Origin of the sequence: Candidatus Pantoea multigeneris (assembly GCF_011752615.1) — a bacterium.
Classification (GTDB): Bacteria; Pseudomonadota; Gammaproteobacteria; order Enterobacterales; family Enterobacteriaceae; genus Pantoea; species Pantoea multigeneris.
The window spans coordinates 224426-239420 of sequence record NZ_VWXF01000005.1; the positions used below are offsets into that span (position 1 = coordinate 224426).

Annotated in this window: 17 protein-coding genes; 6 read left to right on the plus strand and 11 right to left on the minus strand. The window is 52.3% G+C overall.

What is annotated here, in order from left to right:
* Positions 1 to 118: 118 nt before the first annotated feature.
* The 3 genes from rpsI to zapE all read right to left on the minus strand — a co-directional run bounded on the left by rpsI (position 119) and on the right by zapE (position 2318).
* On the minus strand, positions 119 to 511 hold the full coding sequence (gene rpsI / locus F3J40_RS13790) for a 30S ribosomal protein S9 (RefSeq protein ID WP_017349567.1): 393 nt from the start codon (positions 509 to 511) through the stop codon (positions 119 to 121).
* 15 nt (positions 512 to 526) lie between these two features.
* Positions 527 to 955 carry a 50S ribosomal protein L13 gene (rplM, locus tag F3J40_RS13795; RefSeq protein ID WP_007886599.1) on the minus strand — a complete coding sequence of 143 codons (429 nt, stop codon included), beginning with the start codon at positions 953 to 955 and terminating at the stop codon, positions 527 to 529.
* A gap of 235 nt (positions 956 to 1190) precedes the next feature.
* Positions 1191 to 2318: a cell division protein ZapE gene (gene zapE, locus F3J40_RS13800; protein WP_167015449.1), complete on the minus strand. Its 1128-nt coding sequence runs from the start codon at positions 2316 to 2318 to the stop codon at positions 1191 to 1193.
* Between the two features lie 177 nt (positions 2319 to 2495).
* On the opposite strand from zapE, the gene zapG reads away from it, so the two are divergent.
* From zapG to degS, 3 genes are all read left to right on the plus strand, one after another.
* Entirely contained in the window at positions 2496 to 2900 is a 405-nt protein-coding gene (zapG, locus tag F3J40_RS13805; protein WP_017349564.1) for a Z-ring associated protein ZapG, read from the plus strand.
* A 110-nt stretch (positions 2901 to 3010) separates the two neighbouring features.
* Positions 3011 to 4384, plus strand: coding sequence for a serine endoprotease DegQ (degQ, locus tag F3J40_RS13810; protein ID WP_167015451.1), 1374 nt, complete (start codon positions 3011 to 3013; stop codon positions 4382 to 4384).
* An 88-nt stretch (positions 4385 to 4472) separates the two neighbouring features.
* Positions 4473 to 5528, plus strand: a complete 1056-nt coding sequence (degS, locus tag F3J40_RS13815; protein WP_017349562.1) for an outer membrane-stress sensor serine endopeptidase DegS — start codon at positions 4473 to 4475, stop codon at positions 5526 to 5528.
* Positions 5529 to 6199: 671 nt separating this feature from the next.
* Here degS and epmA read toward each other — a convergent pair.
* On the minus strand, positions 6200 to 7177 hold the full coding sequence (gene epmA, locus F3J40_RS13820) for an elongation factor P--(R)-beta-lysine ligase (protein WP_017347403.1): 978 nt from the start codon (positions 7175 to 7177) through the stop codon (positions 6200 to 6202).
* 133 nt (positions 7178 to 7310) lie between these two features.
* Between epmA and F3J40_RS13825 the strand changes: the two genes are divergently transcribed.
* The gene (locus F3J40_RS13825; protein ID WP_167015453.1) at positions 7311 to 7832 is read left to right on the plus strand and encodes a lipocalin family protein; all 522 of its coding nucleotides are present in this window, start codon (positions 7311 to 7313) and stop codon (positions 7830 to 7832) included.
* Between the two features lie 40 nt (positions 7833 to 7872).
* On the opposite strand, the gene F3J40_RS13830 is transcribed toward F3J40_RS13825, so the two are convergent.
* The 3 genes from F3J40_RS13830 to efp form a co-directional block, all read right to left on the minus strand.
* On the minus strand, positions 7873 to 8007 hold the full coding sequence (locus F3J40_RS13830) for an entericidin A/B family lipoprotein (RefSeq protein ID WP_017347401.1): 135 nt from the start codon (positions 8005 to 8007) through the stop codon (positions 7873 to 7875).
* A 102-nt stretch (positions 8008 to 8109) separates the two neighbouring features.
* On the minus strand, positions 8110 to 8241 hold the full coding sequence (locus F3J40_RS13835) for an entericidin A/B family lipoprotein (protein WP_167015455.1): 132 nt from the start codon (positions 8239 to 8241) through the stop codon (positions 8110 to 8112).
* 71 nt (positions 8242 to 8312) lie between these two features.
* The gene (gene efp, locus F3J40_RS13840; RefSeq protein WP_017347399.1) at positions 8313 to 8879 is read right to left on the minus strand and encodes an elongation factor P; all 567 of its coding nucleotides are present in this window, start codon (positions 8877 to 8879) and stop codon (positions 8313 to 8315) included.
* 41 nt (positions 8880 to 8920) lie between these two features.
* Between efp and epmB the strand changes: the two genes are divergently transcribed.
* Complete coding sequence (gene epmB / locus F3J40_RS13845; protein ID WP_167015457.1) at positions 8921 to 9949, plus strand: EF-P beta-lysylation protein EpmB; 1029 nt, start codon at positions 8921 to 8923, stop codon at positions 9947 to 9949.
* Positions 9950 to 9979: 30 nt separating this feature from the next.
* Here the strand turns inward: epmB and F3J40_RS13850 are convergent, their stop codons facing one another.
* The 4 genes from F3J40_RS13850 to F3J40_RS13865 all read right to left on the minus strand — a co-directional run bounded on the left by F3J40_RS13850 (position 9980) and on the right by F3J40_RS13865 (position 13172).
* Entirely contained in the window at positions 9980 to 10327 is a 348-nt protein-coding gene (locus tag F3J40_RS13850; RefSeq protein WP_026042562.1) for a DUF4156 domain-containing protein, read from the minus strand.
* Between the two features lie 199 nt (positions 10328 to 10526).
* Positions 10527 to 12182, minus strand: a complete 1656-nt coding sequence (groL, locus tag F3J40_RS13855; protein ID WP_167015459.1) for a chaperonin GroEL — start codon at positions 12180 to 12182, stop codon at positions 10527 to 10529.
* Between the two features lie 46 nt (positions 12183 to 12228).
* Complete coding sequence (locus F3J40_RS13860; protein ID WP_017347395.1) at positions 12229 to 12522, minus strand: co-chaperone GroES; 294 nt, start codon at positions 12520 to 12522, stop codon at positions 12229 to 12231.
* 182 nt (positions 12523 to 12704) lie between these two features.
* Positions 12705 to 13172 (minus strand): FxsA family protein, encoded by a 468-nt coding sequence (locus F3J40_RS13865; protein ID WP_017347394.1) that lies wholly within the window; start codon positions 13170 to 13172, stop codon positions 12705 to 12707.
* 352 nt (positions 13173 to 13524) lie between these two features.
* Here F3J40_RS13865 and aspA point away from each other — a divergent pair, with 352 nt between their 5' ends.
* Positions 13525 to 14961, plus strand: a complete 1437-nt coding sequence (gene aspA, locus F3J40_RS13870; protein WP_026042561.1) for an aspartate ammonia-lyase — start codon at positions 13525 to 13527, stop codon at positions 14959 to 14961.
* Positions 14962 to 14995: the final 34 nt, after the last annotated feature.

The following is a 14995-nucleotide window of genomic DNA, read 5'->3' on the forward strand; positions in this document are numbered from 1 at the left end:
TCTGACGCGAACCCGCCAGATACAATGACGGTAGCGCGAAGTTTTCCTGCGCCAGAAAATAAAAAACCCACGCCGAAGCGTGGGTTTTTGCCAACTGTATCTGCCGAAGCAGAAACAATTAACGTTTGGAGAACTGTGGACGACGACGTGCTTTACGCAGGCCGACTTTCTTACGTTCAACTTTACGTGCATCACGGGTTACGAAGCCCGCTTTGCGCAGTTCTGAACGCAGAGATTCGTCGTATTCCATCAGAGCGCGGGTGATACCATGACGGATCGCACCGGCCTGACCTGAAATACCACCACCTTTAACAGTGATGTACAGATCCAGTTTACCAACCAGATCAACCAGTTCCAGCGGTTGACGCACGACCATACGTGCAGTCTCGCGACCGAAATACTGCTCCAGAGAGCGCTGGTTGATTACGATGTTACCGCTACCCGGTTTGATGAAGACGCGTGCGGATGAGCTTTTGCGGCGACCAGTGCCGTAGTTTTGAGTTTCAGCCATTGCCTGTAATCCCGATTAAATGTCAAGAACTTGCGGTTGCTGTGCCGCATGGTTGTGCTCGTTGCCCGCGTAAACTTTCAGTTTACGGTACATTGCACGACCCAGCGGGCCTTTCGGCAGCATGCCTTTAACCGCGATTTCAATCACACGCTCAGGACGGCGTTCGATCATCTCTGCGAAGGTCGCTTGCTTGATACCACCGATGTGGCCAGTGTGGTGATAGTAAATCTTGTCAGTACGCTTGTTGCCGGTTACAGCAACTTTTTCTGCGTTCAGAACGATGATGTAATCACCAGTATCAACGTGCGGGGTGTATTCCGCTTTGTGCTTACCACGCAGACGGCGTGCCAGTTCAGTCGCCAGGCGACCCAAGGTTTTGCCAGTTGCGTCAACAACATACCAGTCACGCTGTACGGTTTCTGGTTTAGCTGTAAAAGTTTTAATGGACATAAAAAAGCTTACCCAAATTAAGTTACACGTTGGTGAATACCCAAACGCTTAAGTAAACGATTGAGGCTCACACGACAATTTTGCCCAGTAAGCCCACCCACTTATGATGAGTTACCGGAACACAAAGGGTTTTGGGAAAAAAACCATCTGCTGTAACGTGGGGTCGCAAGATTATAGAGAAGTCATCCCTAAAGATCGAACATTTTTTTACGACCCGGCACAGTAAAAGTTACGGCAGATGTGGCAGTGCGAGGTACTCCTCACTCTGCATCTCCTGCAAGCGTGACAGACAGCGCTGATACTCAAATTTGAGCCGCGTGCCCTGATAAATTTCGAACAGCGAGGTCTCGGCGGCAACCACCAGTTTGACGTGCCGCTCGTAGAATTCATCCACCAATGCGAGGAAACGACGTGCCTGATCTTCAGTTTTGTAGATCATCACCGGCACATCATACAGCAAAACGCTATGAAAACGGCGGGAAAGCTCAATGTAATCATGCTGGCTACGCCCTTCGCCACACAGCGTGAGGAAGTTTATCGCCAGAACGCCATCACCCACGCCCAACGTTGGCATGGCACGGTGGTTGATTTCCAGCACCGGGGCTTCGTCACGCGCTTTACCAGACAGCGCCTTAAACATGCGCTCCATTTCCGCGTGGGTTTCATCGTTAAGCGGGAAGTTCCAGAGATGCGCGGAGGTTAATGTACGCAGACGATAGTCGATGCCGGCGTCCACATTCATGATGTCGCAATGGGTTTTAATCTGTTCAATCGCAGGCAGGAAGCGCGCGCGCTGCAGACCGTTGCGATAGAGGTCATCTGGTGGAATGTTTGACGTTGCCACCAGCGCGATTCCCCGCGCAAACAGCGCTTCCATCAATGTGCCCAGCAGCATGGCATCGGTGATGTCCGAGACAAAGAACTCGTCAAAGCACAGCACGTCGGTTTCGGCTTTAAAGATATCCGCAACCGTCTGCAGTGGATCGCTTTGCCCCTGCAGTTTGGTCAGCTCTTCATGTACACGCAGCATGAAGCGGTGGAAGTGCAGACGGGTTTTACGCTCACCAGGAATTGACTGAAAAAACATGTCCATAACCCATGTTTTCCCACGTCCTACGCCCCCCCACATATACAACCCGCGAACGGGCTGCTGGCGGGTATTTTTTTCTTTGTTCATCAGCGAGGAGAGTCGGCCAAACAGGCCTTTTGCCGGTGCCGGGTTTTCGCCGGGCCGGGCTATCAGCGCCTGTTGAATGGCGTCCAGCCGGGTGATGGCTTCGCGTTGTACCGGATCGGGTTTGAAGTCGCCCTGCGACAGCGCCTGCTCATAGCGCGCAAGGGGAGATAAGCTTTGCATTGTTGTCTCAAAGTCCCTGTAAAAGGTCTTACACACGTATCGGTTGACGAAAAAAAGTCCGCTCTACACTAAGCGATGCTGCTCCAGAGTTCCACAACCATAAGATTAACGGGTATAGTGATTAAGAGTGAAACGGTGAATGCCCTACGGAACAACGGAAATTACACGGGAGTCTTTATGACCTGGGAATACGGGCTAATTGGTTTAGTCGTTGGTATCATTATCGGCGCAGTGGTCATGCGTTTCGGTAATAAAAAATTACGTGAGCAACGCAGTCTGCAGTACGAACTGGAGAAATCCAAAGCCGAACTGTCTGACTATCGCGAAGAGTTAACTAACCACTTCGCACGCAGCGCTGAGCTGCTGGACAATATGGCGCGCGATTACCGCCAGCTGTATCAACATATGGCGAAAGGCTCCAGCGATCTGCTGCCGAACCTGCCGGGTGAGAAGAACCCGTTTGCCTATCAGCTGACCGAAGCAGAAGCGGATAACGATCAAGCCCCAGTGCAGATCCCGCGCGACTACTCTGAAGGTGCATCTGGTCTGTTACGCGCCGGTGAGCGTCCAGCCAGTAAATAAACATTTTGGGGCGCTCCCTACTAGCGCCCCAGGTTTTTTCCGAACCCTGACCTGAATCCACTGTCACATACTTTTACTCCCCCTTCTTTTTTGCAGCGAGCTTTGTAGCGATGAAAAAACATTCACAACTGTTAAGCGCATTAGCACTGAGTATTGGATTAGGCCTTGCCGCTGCACCTTACGCTACGGCCGCCTTACCGGCTCAGGTTCAGGGGCAGGCCTTACCAAGCCTGGCACCCATGTTGGAAAAAGTGCTGCCCGCCGTAGTGAGCGTGCATGTAACAGGAACCGAGTCTGCTGACCAGGCCCAGGACATTCCTGAGCCGCTGAAAAAATTCTTTGGTCAGGGGCAAGGCAATAACAGTCAGCCACAGCCTTTTGAAGGCTTAGGGTCTGGCGTGATTATTGATGCCGCCAAAGGCTACGTCCTGACCAATAACCATGTGGTGAACGGCGCCGACAAGATTAACGTTCAACTGAGTGATGGCAGCGAATACGATGCCAAACTGATTGGGCATGATGAACAGACCGATATCGCGCTGATTCAGATTCAGGGCGCGAAGAATCTGACCCAGGTGAAGATTGCCGATTCCGACCAACTGAAGGTGGGTGATTTTGCCGTGGCGATTGGTAATCCCTTTGGTTTGGGCCAGACGGCAACCTCCGGCATCGTTTCGGCATTGGGTCGAAGTGGCCTGAATCTGGAAGGGTTGGAAAACTTTATTCAGACGGATGCTGCGATTAACCGCGGTAACTCCGGCGGCGCGCTGGTCAATCTTAACGGTGAACTGATCGGGATCAATACCGCTATCCTGGCCTCAAGCGGTGGCAACATCGGGATTGGTTTTGCTATCCCAAGTAATATGGCCTTGAATCTGGCCGATCAGCTGATTAAGTACGGCGAGGTGAAGCGCGGTCAGCTCGGTATTAAAGGCACCGAGATGACGGCAGATATTGCCAAGGCGTTTAATGTCACTGCACAGCGTGGTGCCTTTGTTTCTGAGGTATTGCCGAAGTCAGCCGCTGAGCAGGCGGGCATCAAAGCCGGTGATATTATTACTTCGGTCAATGATAAGGCGATTACCAGCTTCGCCGAGTTGCGCGTGAAGATTGGCACAACCGCACCAGGCGAGAAGGTGAAGCTTGGCTTGCTGCGTGATGGTAAACCGCTGACGGTCGAAGTGACGCTGGAACAGAGTGCCCAGACCACAGCCAGCGCCCAGTTGCTCTCTCCGGCGCTGCAAGGTGCCACCCTGAGCGACGGCCAAACCAAAACAGGCGATAAAGGTGTGACGGTGAGCAGTGTCGATAAAGGCACGCCAGCTGAGCAGGTTGGTTTGCAGAAAGATGATGTGATCATCGGCGTGAACCGCAATCGCGTGCAGAATTTGGCTGAGATGCGCAAAGTGCTGGAGAGTAAGCCACCGGTGTTAGCACTGAACGTTGTGCGCGGCGGCGAGAGCATTTATTTACTGTTGCGTTAATCCCTCGTTAAGGCGGACACAACCGCGTGTTTGTCCGCCTGTCTCGTGTTATTCTGCCCTGCGATCCCCCCAGACCTGAAATAACACCATGTTTCCTAAACTTTTGCGTGCCATAGTAACGGGTTTAATTGTTGCCATGATTTTGCTGGTAGCATTACCGACTCTGCGTCAGGGTAGCAGTATCCTGTCGGACAGTAAGAGCAGTGACAGCGAAACGCCCTTTAGTTTTAATCCGGGTGTCCGTAGAGCTGTGCCTGCTGTTGTTAACGTGTATAACCGCACCAGCAATAGTAACCATGGTATTACAACCCTCGGCTCCGGGGTGATCATGAATGAGAAGGGTTACATCCTGACCAACAAGCATGTGATCAATAACGCCGATCAGATCATTGTTGCCCTACAGGATGGACGTTTCTTCGAGGCCACGCTGGTTGGCTCAGACAGCATGACGGATTTAGCGGTGTTAAAAATTACGGCACCTAATCTGCCCGTGATTCCCATTAATCCGGCACGTATCCCACACATCGGTGATGTGGTGATGGCGGTTGGCAACCCCTACAATTTAGGCCAGACGGTGACGCAGGGGATTATTAGCGCGACCGGCCGCATTGGCCTGAGTTCATCAGGCCGTCAGAATTTCCTGCAAACCGATGCGTCCATCAACCGGGGCAATTCCGGTGGTGCGCTGATCAATTCGCTGGGCGAGTTGATGGGCATTAATACCCTGACTTTCGATAAGAGCAACGATGGCGAGACGCCAGAAGGCATCGGTTTCGCCATTCCTACCGCTTTAGCCACGAAAATCATGGATAAGCTAATCCGAGACGGGCGCGTGATTCGCGGTTATATCGGTATTACTGGCAGCGAGTTGCCACAGTTGCACGGCCAGAGCAGCAATCTGGATCGTATTCAGGGCATTATCGTGAGTAAGATCGAGCCTGGAGGGCCAGCGGATAAAGCCGGCATTCAGGTGAATGATGTGCTGGTCAGCGTGAATAACAAACCGGCAATTTCCGCCCAGGAAACGATGGATCAGGTTGCTGAAATTCGCCCAGGCTCAGTGATTGACGTGCAGGTACTGCGCAACGATAACAAGCTCACCCTACCCGTAACGATTCAGGAGTTCCCTGAGAGTAACCAGTAGGCCTGCGGACTGTGTCCGTGCGTTCCAGTTGGGATGGTGCGGTGGGTGTTCTTATGTTTCAGGTTGGCACGGTGCGGCTGGTGTTCGTGCGTTTCAGGTTGGCACGGTGCGGGTGGCGTTCTTATGTTTCAGGTTGGCACAGTGCGGCTGGTGTTCTTGCGTTTCAGGTTGGCACGGTGCGGGTGGCGTTCTTATGTTTCAGGTTGGCACGGTGCGGCTGGTGTTCGTGCGTTTCAGTCGCAGATGGTGGGGAGTGCCGTAAAGACGCCGTGAATCCTCCCTGGAGGCTCTGCCGCTGCATCCATGCAGCGGAAGCTTTACTCTACTCCCCACCATCCCCGCCTTCATGTGAGTGATGCGCAGACCTTCGTCCGTGCGATTTGTGGCTGCACAACTCACAGACATACCCTCTCCCGCGGACGGAAGAGGGAATGTGCAGCACAGTTATCACATGCATCACAAGGCGGGCTCCCTCTCCCGCGGACGGAAGAGGGAATGTGCAGCACAGTTATCACATGCATCACAGGACGGGCTCCCTCTCCCGCGGACGGAAGAGGGAATGTGCAGCACAGTTATCACATGCATCACAGGACGGGCTCCCTCTCCCGCGGGCGGGAGAGGGCTGGGGTGAGGGGAAGTCTGCTACAACCCAACACGCAATCACATCACTCTCAGCAGCGATCCACCGGGAAGGCAATCACTTCACTCAGTGATTCTGCTTTCAATGCCAGCATAATCAGACGATCAACCCCTAATGCCACACCTGAACAGGCCGGTAGACCGTGGCTCAGAGCGTCCAGTAACAGCGTATCGATGGGGTGTTCCGCTAAGCCACGCGCCACGCGACGGCGATTATCCTGCTCAAAGCGCTGACGCTGCTCACGGCTGTCAGTCAGTTCACGGAACCCGTTGGCAAGTTCAATGCCCTTGTAATACACCTCAAACCGCTCAGCAACACGGTGGTCTTCGGTACTGATCTCCGCTAATGCCGCCTGACTCGCCGGGAAATGATAAACAAAAGCCGGTTTATCCTGGCCAATCTTGGGTTCCACACCCAGCATAAACAGCAGCATCAACAGCGTATCACGATCGTCTTCTCGCGCGGCCAGCTCGCCCTCTCCCAGCTTCGCTGCCGCTTCACGCAGTTCGTCTTTACTGGCAGAAAGGGGATCAAGATTCAGATGGCGTAAAAAAGCCTGCTGATAAGAGAGTGACTCCGCGCTGTCGCACTCCAGCACTTGCTGGAGCAGATCGTCCACCTCATTCATCAAACGGTACATATCATAATGCGGACGATACCACTCCAACATGGTGAACTCCGGATTATGATGACGCCCCGCTTCCTCATTACGGAAACAGCGCCCCATCTGATAAATCGGCCCACTGCCCGCGGCCAGCAGGCGCTTCATGTGGTATTCAGGGCTGGTCATCAACCATAAATCCTGCCCTTCAGAGACACCAGGACCAACGAAACGGGTCTTGAACGGCACCAGATGCACATCGGTAATGGTCGCCTGACTCATTGCCGGTGTATCGACCTCAAGCACGCCACGATCGGCAAAAAAGCGCCGTACTTCAGCCAAAATAGCGGCACGCTTCAACAAATTGGCCATAGGGGCGCTCGGCTGCCAGTTCGCCGTTTCGCTCATGATTGGTGACTCCTCAGAAAATAAGGGGTGGAAGTCTACCTGCATTGAAGGTGGCAAACAATCGCGGTAGCGACGTAAACAGCAGAGCCCTGGCGTTCTATACTTAAGGGGAGAAAAATCAAAAGGAAACCCTATGTCACCGTGGAAAATGCTGATCGCCAGCCTTGGCGCTCTACTCTCCGTCTCGTGTAGCACCACACCACCAAAAAATGTCACCGTTATTGAAGGCTTTGACAGCCAACGTTACCTCGGTCAGTGGTATGAAATTGCGCGTCTCGATCACAGCTTCGAAAGCGGTCTGGAACAGGTCACGGCCACCTACAGCCCACGTGAAGATGGCGGCATTAAAGTGGTCAACCGGGGTTATAACCCGAATAAACAGCGCTGGCAGGAGAGCGTTGGCAAAGCCTACTTCACCGGGAGCCACACACGAGCCGCACTCAAGGTCTCGTTTTTTGGCCCCTTCTATGGCGGATACAACGTGATTGCACTCGACAAAGATTATCAACATGCGCTGATCTGCGGACCCAACCGCCACTACTTATGGATACTCTCGCGCACACCGCAGTTGGATGAAGCCGTGAAGCAGAAGCTGGTCGCCCAGGCACAAGCAGCTGGATTCCCGGTCAATGAGTTGGTTTGGGTAAAACAGTAAGGAAATAGGTACGAAGCGGGCGCTTCGTACCGGTCTTTAACTACTGAGCGCTGCGCTGAATGGCGTGACCACCGGCTGAAATATCCTCACCGACACCACGCGTGGTGTTGCAAGCAGTCAGCACAGAAGAGAGCACCAGAACGGAAAAAATCGCGATAATACTTTTTTTCAACATGGCAACATCCTTTTGGTTTGCAGAAAACAGACAACGCTTTAAGCATAGCTCGTGGCACAAAAAGTGCGCGTAACAAACATCAAAAAGAGGCAGCCTGAAGCGCTATTCCGCCGCGTGCTCAATATCTCCGCCCAGGTGAGAAACATCCTCACCAAAACCATGGAAGGTGTTGCAGCCGCTGAGTGCAGAAGAGACCAGGAGGGCAAACGCCAACCATTTAAAAACGTTTTTCATCTATCCGTACCTGTATGAGCTGACGCCAGACAAAAAAAAGGCGCATCCGCAGATACGCCTTCTTCCTACTCTTACTTAACGCGAGAAACGTATTCGCCAGAGCGGGTGTCAACTTTTACCACTTCGCCAATCTGTACAAACAGTGGCACTTTGATCACAGCACCAGTAGACAGCGTTGCTGGTTTGCCGCCGGTACCTGCGGTGTCACCTTTCAGGCCTGGGTCGGTTTCAGTCACTTCTGCTTCGATGAAGTTTGGTGGCTGAACAGCGATTGCTTTATCGTTCCACAGGGTAACGATACAATCTGCGTTGTCCTGCAGCCATTTGGTCACGTCATCCAGCACTTTAGATTCGATCTGATACTGCTCGAAAGACTCTGGGTGCATGAAGTAGTAGAAATCGCCGTCGTTGTAAGAGTACTGCAGCGTCATATCACGTACGTCTGCGCCTTCGGCAGAGTCGGTAGATTTGAAGGTCTTCTCAACGCGAGAACCGGTCAGCAGACGACGCATTTTAACGCGTGCAAATGCCTGGCCTTTACCCGGTTTGACGAACTCACTGGCTTCGATGGCATATGGCTCGCCTTCGAACATGATTTTAAGACCGGGACGGAAATCGTTGCTAAGATAAGTCGCCATAAAGGCCCTCTGTAAATATTGAACTGGTAATAGCCAAAAAAATGGCACACATTGTAACCCTAAATCCCCCTTCCAGAGAAGATTGGTTGCAGCAACTTGCTGATGTTGTCACCGATCCTGTTGAATTATTGCAACTTTTAGCGCTCGAACAGTGCTCAGAATTGCACAATGGCATTGATGCCAGGCGTCTTTTCGCCCTGCGCGTGCCACGATCCTTCATTCAACGTATGCAACCAGGCGATCCGCAGGACCCACTGCTGTTGCAGGTGATCACCAGCCAGCAGGAATTTACTGATGCGCCAGGCTACAGCACCGATCCGCTGGATGAGCAGAGCAGTGTGGTGCCAGGATTACTGCATAAGTATAGAAACCGGGCGCTGTTATTGGTGAAAGGCGGCTGTGCCGTCAACTGCCGCTACTGCTTCCGTCGCCACTTCCCCTATCAGGATAACCAGGGCAACAAACGCAACTGGCAAAGCGCGCTGGACTACATTACAGAGCATCCTGAACTGGATGAGATTATCTTCTCGGGTGGCGATCCCCTGATGGCCAAAGACCACGAGCTACAGTGGCTGATTCAGGCGCTGGAGAATATCCCGCACATTAAACGCCTGCGCATTCATAGCCGTCTGCCGGTGGTGATACCGGCACGTATTACCACCGGGCTGTGTCAAATGCTGGCGCAAACGCGTCTTCAGGTGCTGATGGTCAGTCACATTAACCACGCACAGGAGATCAACGCTGAGCTGGCCGCAGCGATGCAGCAGTTAAAACGGGCGGGCGTTACGCTACTGAACCAAAGCGTCCTGTTGCGCGGCGTGAATGATAATGCCCAGACGCTGGCAGACCTCAGCAATGCGCTGTTCGATGCGGGAATTTTGCCCTACTACCTGCATGTTCTGGACAAAGTACAAGGTGCGGCGCACTTCTTTGTCTCGGATGAAGAAGCCCGTGGGCTGGTGCGCGAACTGCTCACCAAAGTATCCGGTTATATGGTGCCCAAACTGGCACGCGAGATTGGCGGCGAGCCAAGTAAAACGCCGCTCGACCTGCAACTCAGACAGGAATAAAAAAAGGCCGGATATCCGGCCTTTTCGCTGTCAGGGGCACTTATACACCTGACCACTCATTTTGCTGTCGAGCGGTGCAAAAGCAGACAGTAAATTCTGCGTTGGGCTGGTGGCACCGTAAATCACATTGCCGCCCATTTCTGCTGCGCGGTTACGCAAGTCGTTGGCTGCACCACGCAGAGAGCTGCCTTCGCCGCCTGAGCCACTGAGCCAGTTACTTTGAGAACCGGTCACATTACCCAACAGTTGGCACTTGCTGCCTGGCTGCTCATCGGTAAACTTCACGTTCTCACCGTTAGAACTCAATTGTGTGGAGCTGCTGCATCCTGCAAGCAGGAACGCACCCGCTACCAGTCCGGGCAAGAGGTTAATACGCATTGTCATCCCCATTTTTCTTATCATCAGAGTCGGGAAGCAGCGTAGCAGAAAAATAAAACATTTTTCTGAACATTCATTGCCCTGGTCCCGTTTTAGCGTATTAAAACGCCTTTAATTTATACCCTGTTCGCCACCAAAAGAAAAACCCCCGAGCGTTGCCGCTCAGGGGTTCTTTTCTGTGCATAAGCGCAGGGGCTGATTACATCATGCCGCCCATTCCGCCCATACCACCCATGCCGCCAGCGCCAGCACCTAAATCAGGAGCATCGCCTTTTGGCAGGTCAGTGACCATCGCTTCGGTGGTGATCATCAGACCAGCAACAGAAGACGCGTACTGCAGCGCAGAACGGGTTACTTTGGTTGGGTCCAGGATACCGAAGTCGATCATGTTGCCGTATTCTTCAGTCTGAGCGTTGTAGCCGTAGTTGCCGTCGCCTGCTTTCACGTTGTTAGCAACAACAGATGGCTCTTCACCGGCGTTAGAAACGATCTGACGCAGTGGAGCTTCCATTGCGCGCAGCGCAACTTTGATACCCACGTTCTGATCTTCGTTCTGACCTTTCAGGCCAGAAGCAGCGATTTTAGCTGCAACGCGAACCAGTGCAACACCACCACCAGCAACCACGCCTTCTTCTACCGCAGCACGGGTAGCGTGCAGGGCATCTTCAACGCGTGCTTTCTTCTCTTTCATTTCAACTTCAGTTGCTGCACCTACTTTCAGAACGGCTACGCCGCCTGCCAGTTTCGCTACGCGCTCCTGCAGTTTTTCTTTGTCGTAATCAGAAGTTGCTTCTTCGATCTGCTGACGGATCTGAGTAACACGGCCAGAGATTGCACCCTGATCGCCCACACCATCGATGATGGTAGAAGTATCTTTGTTGATCACAACACGCTTAGCCTGACCCAGATCTTCCAGAGTCGCTTTTTCCAGCTCCATACCGATCTCTTCAGAGATTACGGTACCGCCGGTCAGGATTGCGATATCCTGCAGCATTGCTTTACGACGGTCGCCGAAGCCAGGTGCTTTAACAGCAGCCACTTTCACGATACCGCGCATGGTGTTAACGACCAGCGTTGCCAGTGCTTCGCCTTCAACATCTTCAGCGATGATCAGCAGTGGTTTACCGGCTTTCGCAACCGCTTCCAGTACAGGCAGCAGTTCACGGATGTTAGAGATCTTCTTGTCAGCCAACAGGATAAACGGTGCATCCAGTTCGATTGCGCCGGTTTCTGGCTTGTTGATGAAGTAAGGAGACAGGTAGCCACGGTCGAACTGCATACCTTCAACGACGTCCAGCTCGTCTTGCAGGCCGGTGCCTTCTTCAACGGTGATAACACCTTCTTTGCCCACTTTATCCATCGCTTTAGCGATCAGGGTACCGACTGACTCATCAGAGTTAGCAGAGATGGTACCAACCTGAGCAATCGCTTTGGTATCCTGGCAAGTAACAGACAGCGCTTTCAGCTCTTCAACAGCAGCGACAACTGCTTTGTCGATGCCGCGCTTCAGGTCCATTGGGTTCATGCCAGCAGCAACAGCTTTCAGGCCTTCGTTTACGATAGCCTGTGCCAGTACGGTAGCAGTAGTAGTACCGTCACCCGCAGCGTCGTTTGCTTTAGAGGCAACTTCTTTCACCATCTGAGCACCCATGTTTTCGAACTTGTCTTCCAGCTCGATTTCACGTGCTACAGAAACGCCATCTTTGGTGATGGTCGGTGCACCAAAAGATTTATCCAGAACCACGTTACGGCCTTTCGGGCCCAGGGTAACTTTTACTGCATCTGCCAGTACGTTAACGCCACGCAGCATTTTTACGCGTGCGTCATTACCGAATTTTACGTCTTTAGCTGCCATTTCAAATATCCCTTAAATTCGTTTGTTCAGTGAAGTACGCGTAAAATTACGCTTCAACAATCGCCAGAATGTCGTTTTCGGAGATGATCAGCACTTCTTCGTTGTCGATTTTTTCAACTTTCGCGCCGTAGCCTTCATTGAAGATAACCAGATCGCCAACTTTCACATCCAGTGGCTTCACTTCGCCATTTTCCAGGATGCGGCCATTGCCTACAGCCAGGACTTCAGCACGTGAAGATTTACCTGCCGCAGAGCCGGTCAGAACGATGCCGCCAGCTGATTTTGCTTCAACTTCTTTACGCTTGACGATAACGCGATCGTGCAATGGACGAATTTTCATGTGGTCGCTCTCCTTCAGGAAATCCAATCATTCGGTTTTAGGGTTGAACGCCGGGTTGCTGGGCAACCGGCCTCGTGCAGGAAGAGATAGGGGCGGAAAAAAAGCTTTCAAGGGGGGATAAACAAATTTTTTACTTTAAGGCGATAAGTGATGAATTATTCACCACTTATCGCGGCAGAAGCTTAACGATCGTCGCGATCTTTCCGCTCATCATGATGCTCAATCACATCATGATTTTTGCGTTCAAACTCGCCATCCATGGTGTAGCCCGCATCGTTGCTTGCTCCACCACGCCAGACGCGCAGATGCGGCATCAGCTTCAACGTCAGATGTTTTTGAATCGGTGGCAGCAGCAATAGCAGGCCCAGCATATCGGTAAAGAAACCGGGCAGCAGAAGCAGGAAGCCAGCGATAATCAGTGAAACACTTTTCACCATCTCAGCCGCCGGGCTCTCGTTGCGCGCCATCTTCTCCTGCATCAGCATGAAGTTTTTCACGCCCTGATTTTTCACCAGCGAAACGCCGATGCATGAGGTGAAGATGACCAGCAGCATGGTCAGTAATACGCCAAGAACATGAGCCACTTTGATAAACAAGGTGATCTCAATCCAGGCCAAAACAAAGAAAACGATAAACGGTAGCCAGCGCACTGGTCTCTCCTGTAGTTGCGGCCATCCGGCCAAAAGCGCCAGACAGCAGAATGGGTTACTCCAGCGGAGTACAAAAACAGAGATTGGCACTCTGAAGCCCAATTTCAACCGATCGTGTCAAATTTCTTCATGGGGGTTAATTTTGTGTTCAACTTCACATATCGTTAATTCTGTGGCAGTCGAAGCGGTATGTGAGTGAACACCATGCGTACTTTTCATCTGCAACAGCATATGATCGGGCTCGCCAGTGAGCAGAGAGTCTTAACTGTTGTCACTGGCACTCCACGACAAATTAAACACATCACCTGTGATGGAAAAGCCGAAACAAAGCGGCAATAAAAAGAAGGTTATCATGGCGAACAACATTCGTATCGAAGAAGACCTGTTGGGTATGCGCGAAGTACCCGCAGAGGCTTACTACGGAGTGCATACTCTGCGTGCGATTGAGAACTTCTACATCAGTAACAGTAAAATCAGCGACATACCCGAATTCGTCCGGGGTATGGTGATGGTAAAAAAGGCAGCTGCACTCGCTAACAAAGAACTAAAAACCATTCCACGCAATATCGCGAACACCATCATTCAGGCCTGTGATGAGGTGCTGAACCACGGTAAATGCATGGATCAGTTCCCGGTAGATGTCTATCAGGGGGGCGCAGGCACCTCAGTGAACATGAACACCAACGAAGTGCTGGCAAACATCGGGCTTGAGCTGATGGGCCACCAGAAAGGGGAATATCAGTACCTTAACCCGAACGATCATGTAAACAAGTGCCAGTCCACCAACGATGCCTACCCAACCGGTTTCCGCATTGCCGTTTACGCTTCCATCCTCAAACTTATCGACGCGATTGGCCAACTGAGCGAAGGCTTTGAGCGTAAGTCGAAAGAGTTCGCCAGCATTCTGAAAATGGGCCGTACCCAGTTACAAGATGCCGTTCCTATGACGCTGGGCCAGGAGTTCCATGCGTTTAACGTTCTGCTGAACGAAGAGACCCGTAGCATTCTGCGTACCGCTGAACTGCTGCTGGAAGTGAACCTCGGCGCAACGGCTATCGGGACTCGCCTGAACACGCCGGATGGCTATCAGCAGTTGGCAGTACAGCATCTGGCAGCGGTAAGTAACCTGCCGGTGGTGCCAGCGGAAGACCTGATCGAAGCAACTTCAGACTGTGGCGCCTACGTTATGGTGCACTCATCCCTGAAGCGCCTGGCGGTGAAACTCTCCAAAATCTGTAACGACCTGCGCCTGCTCTCCTCCGGCCCACGCGCGGGTTTAAATGAAATTAACCTGCCAGAGTTGCAGGCGGGTTCCTCTATCATGCCGGCCAAGGTCAACCCGGTGGTGCCAGAAGTGGTGAATCAGGTGTGCTTTAAAGTGATCGGTAACGACACGACCCTGACCATGGCGGCAGAAGCAGGTCAACTCCAGCTAAACGTGATGGAACCGGTGATCGGCCAGGCGCTGTTTGAATCAATCAGCATCCTGACCAACGCCTGCTATAACCTGCTGGAAAAATGCGTGGATGGCATCACGGCTAACAAAGCCGTGTGTGAAGCTTACGTCTTCAACTCCATCGGGATTGTCACCTATCTGAACCCGTACATTGGCCACCACAATGGTGACATCGTCGGTAAGATCTGTGCTGAAACCGGTAAGAGCGTACGTGAAGTGGTGCTGGAGCGCGGCCTGCTCACCGAAGCGGAGCTGGACGATATCTTCTCTGTGCAGAACCTGATGTACCCGGCGTATAAAGCGAAACGTTATCTGGACGAAAACGAACAATAAACGGTAATACACCAAACCAGCCTGTTGCCGCAGG

Coding starts and splice junctions, on each gene's coding strand:
- F3J40_RS13825 (WP_167015453.1), top strand. CDS start 7,311: ATGTCACCGTGGAAAATGCTGATCGCCAGCCTTGGCGCTCTACTCTCC.
- degQ (WP_167015451.1), top strand. CDS start 3,011: ATGAAAAAACATTCACAACTGTTAAGCGCATTAGCACTGAGTATTGGA.
- F3J40_RS13860 (WP_017347395.1), bottom strand. CDS start 12,522: ATGAAAATTCGTCCATTGCACGATCGCGTTATCGTCAAGCGTAAAGAA.
- zapG (WP_017349564.1), top strand. CDS start 2,496: ATGACCTGGGAATACGGGCTAATTGGTTTAGTCGTTGGTATCATTATC.
- zapE (WP_167015449.1), bottom strand. CDS start 2,318: ATGCAAAGCTTATCTCCCCTTGCGCGCTATGAGCAGGCGCTGTCGCAG.
- aspA (WP_026042561.1), top strand. CDS start 13,525: ATGGCGAACAACATTCGTATCGAAGAAGACCTGTTGGGTATGCGCGAA.
- F3J40_RS13830 (WP_017347401.1), bottom strand. CDS start 8,007: ATGTTGAAAAAAAGTATTATCGCGATTTTTTCCGTTCTGGTGCTCTCT.
- epmA (WP_017347403.1), bottom strand. CDS start 7,177: ATGAGCGAAACGGCGAACTGGCAGCCGAGCGCCCCTATGGCCAATTTG.
- groL (WP_167015459.1), bottom strand. CDS start 12,182: ATGGCAGCTAAAGACGTAAAATTCGGTAATGACGCACGCGTAAAAATG.
- rpsI (WP_017349567.1), bottom strand. CDS start 511: ATGGCTGAAACTCAAAACTACGGCACTGGTCGCCGCAAAAGCTCATCC.
- efp (WP_017347399.1), bottom strand. CDS start 8,879: ATGGCGACTTATCTTAGCAACGATTTCCGTCCCGGTCTTAAAATCATG.
- F3J40_RS13835 (WP_167015455.1), bottom strand. CDS start 8,241: ATGAAAAACGTTTTTAAATGGTTGGCGTTTGCCCTCCTGGTCTCTTCT.
- degS (WP_017349562.1), top strand. CDS start 4,473: ATGTTTCCTAAACTTTTGCGTGCCATAGTAACGGGTTTAATTGTTGCC.
- epmB (WP_167015457.1), top strand. CDS start 8,921: ATGGCACACATTGTAACCCTAAATCCCCCTTCCAGAGAAGATTGGTTG.
- F3J40_RS13850 (WP_026042562.1), bottom strand. CDS start 10,327: ATGCGTATTAACCTCTTGCCCGGACTGGTAGCGGGTGCGTTCCTGCTT.